The sequence below is a fragment of the Gammaproteobacteria bacterium genome (genome assembly GCA_027296625.1).
Classification (GTDB): domain Bacteria; phylum Pseudomonadota; class Gammaproteobacteria; order JAKEHO01; family JAKEHO01; genus JAKEHO01.
Window position 1 is genome coordinate 1 of sequence record JAPUIX010000016.1, and the last position, 2,679, is coordinate 2,679.

The following is a 2,679-nucleotide window of genomic DNA, read 5'->3' on the forward strand; positions in this document are numbered from 1 at the left end:
GCTAAAGGTGGAACCATCCCGCCGAACGGCTAACGAGAAGATAACAAAAGATAGCAGCAGTGTATCCACTGTGGGTCGCCTGTGGTATTGAGTTATGAATGGACGTCCAGCGGCGTTAGCAGATAAAGCGTTTGATGTAGCCATCATCGGTGGCGGAATATTCGGTGCCTGTGCGGCATGGGATGCCGCATTGCGGGGGTTTTCTGTCGCACTCGTCGAGCGTGGCGATTTTTGCAGCGGTACATCTGCCAATTCTTTTAAGATAGTGCATGGCGGTATCCGATACTTGCAGCACGGTGACCTTGTGCGTCTAAGGACATCATGTTATGAGCGAACCGCGCTGTTGCGCATCGCGCCACATCTTGTCCAGCCCCTCCCCATCGTCATACCCACGTACGGGCGAGGACGACAGGGAAAGGCGCTTCTGGGTGCCGGGATGGTGCTCTACGACTTGCTCACACTGGATCGGACCCGCGGTATTAAGGACGCGCAGCGCAAGATTCCGTGGGCCCGCTTTCTCAGTCGCCAGGAGCTGCTCGACCTCTTTCCTGGCATTCAGACTCAGACACTGACTGGCGGAGTCGTGTTTTGTGATGGGCAGTTTTACAACCCGGCGCGTTTGGTCCTGGCGTTTCTCCAATCAGCGGTCAACGCAGGCGCTGTAGTCGCCAACTATGTCGAAGCCACCGCGTTTCTGTGCCATAACGGCATAGTTGAGGGTATCGTCGGGCGCGACGCCCTAACCGGCGAGTCGTACCCGATACAAGCCAAAGTTGTTCTTAATGCAGCTGGTCCCTGGGCAGAAAGGATTTTGAACAAGGCCATCGGTCTTTCCCTGCGCCCTCAAGGTAGCTATTCGCGAGATGCTTGCTTCTTGATTCCACGTCCTTTTACCAGCTCCCACGCACTGGCGGTCCAAGCGCGCACGCGTGATCCGGATGCCGTGTTGAGTCGGGCTGCCCGTCATCTGTTCATAGTGCCGTGGCGCGACTATACGCTCATCGGAGTGTGGCATGTGGTTTATAAAGGGGAACCAGACGCTGTCACGGTCAGCGAACGCGATCTAGGGTCATTTATCGACGAGGTAAATTGGGCCTATCCGGCACTCGATCTCTCCTTGGCGGATGTGTCTATGTGGAATGCTGGGCTTGTGCCCTTCGGCGAAAACCTACCGGGCGTCATTGACTTGAGCTATGGGAAACGATCGCGCCTTATCGATCATGAGCAGGAGCACGGGCTTAAGGGTCTAGTGACGCTGATTGGTATCAGATACACGATGGCACGAAGCGACGCCGCTCATGCGATGGACCTGATTGCTAAGAAGCTCGGAAAGGGCGGATCAAGACCAGCGACGGATAGGACAACCATTCATGGCGGGCAGATAGAGAGTTTTGATAGTTTCGTCAAACAAGCAGTAATGCAGAGCAACCAGCCGGTGGATAGTGCCGTGATGCGTGCCCTGATACACAATCACGGCTCGGAATATAAGCAAGTATTGAAGCTTGCTGAGGAAGATCCGGCAGCGGCGGAGACCCTAGAGAATTCCAACGTGCTGAAGGCGGAAGTCGTAAACGCAGTTCGCAACGAGATGGTTTTCAAATTGTCCGATGTTGTTTTTCGCAGGACGGATCTTGGTGCGGGCGGCAACCCGGGCGACCAGGCGTTACGCACTTGCGCCGACATCGTTGCCAAGGAGCTTGGGTGGACGGCTGACCAAGCGAAGCAGGAGCTCTTGGAGGTGACGGCACAGTTCCCGAAGTTTCAGGATACGCGTCACCGATCGGAAGGCGAGATGGAGCTCGCGCGCACAATGCCAGATTCACCACTCACTTGAAAGAGCTGACCGACAATGAACGTGTTGATTACCGGCGGGACAGGTTTTATCGGCTCAAGACTGGCGCTGAAAAGCGTGGAAATGGGTCACTCTGTGAGGTTGCTTGGACAGGTCAACAGCGCCGCGGAACAAGAAAACCAGCAAATGCTCGAAGCCAAAGGCATCGACGTTACGCTAGGCTCTGTCGCCGAGCGCGAGAAGATCCTGAACCTCGCGCGAGACTGCGACGTTGTATTCCACCTGGCAGCTGCTCAACATGAGGCCAACGTTCCTGATCAGCACTTCCGGACGGTAAATGTGGATGGAACCCGAAACGTAATTGAAGCAAGTATCGAAGCCCAGGTAAAACGCTTTGTGCATGGCAGTACCATCGGTGTCTATGGGGCAGCGATGGAAGGGGAGATTGACGAGGAGACGCCACTCAAGCCAGATAATATATATGGCGTGACAAAACGCGAAGGCGAAAAGCTTGCACTTTCTTTTGCCGACAAGCTACCGGTTTCAGTGGTGCGTATATCCGAAACTTATGGCCCCGGTGACCGAAGATTATTGAAGCTGTTCCGGGCAATACAAAAGAAAATGTTCTTTGTGATTGGGAAGGGAGACAATAAGCATCAGCTGATCTATGTTGATGACCTCGTCGATGGGTTGTACCTGGTCGCGACGATTGAGAAAGCCGTGGGAAAAATATTTGTCCTGGCCGGGCGCGAGGTTCTCACTACGCGAAACATGGTCGACGTTATCGCGAAAACGCTAGGAACCGGGGTACGCAAGTTTCGAGTACCGCTCTGGCCCCTTTTTGTACTGGCAGTGATGATGGAGAAGACACTCGGACCTTTAGGGAT

2 protein-coding genes are annotated in these 2,679 nt (G+C 54.5%); both read left to right on the plus strand.

The window, feature by feature from the left end; translation table 11 throughout:
• The first annotated feature begins 94 nt into the window (after positions 1-94).
• Positions 95-1,834, plus strand: coding sequence for a glycerol-3-phosphate dehydrogenase/oxidase (locus O6944_00770; protein ID MCZ6717686.1), 1,740 nt, complete (start codon positions 95-97; stop codon positions 1,832-1,834).
• A 15-nt stretch (positions 1,835-1,849) separates the two neighbouring features.
• Positions 1,850-2,679: NAD(P)-dependent oxidoreductase (locus tag O6944_00775; protein MCZ6717687.1), on the plus strand; the 830-nt coding region annotated here is incomplete at its 3' end.

Coding starts and splice junctions, on each gene's coding strand:
- O6944_00770 (MCZ6717686.1), top strand. CDS start 95: ATGAATGGACGTCCAGCGGCGTTAGCAGATAAAGCGTTTGATGTAGCC.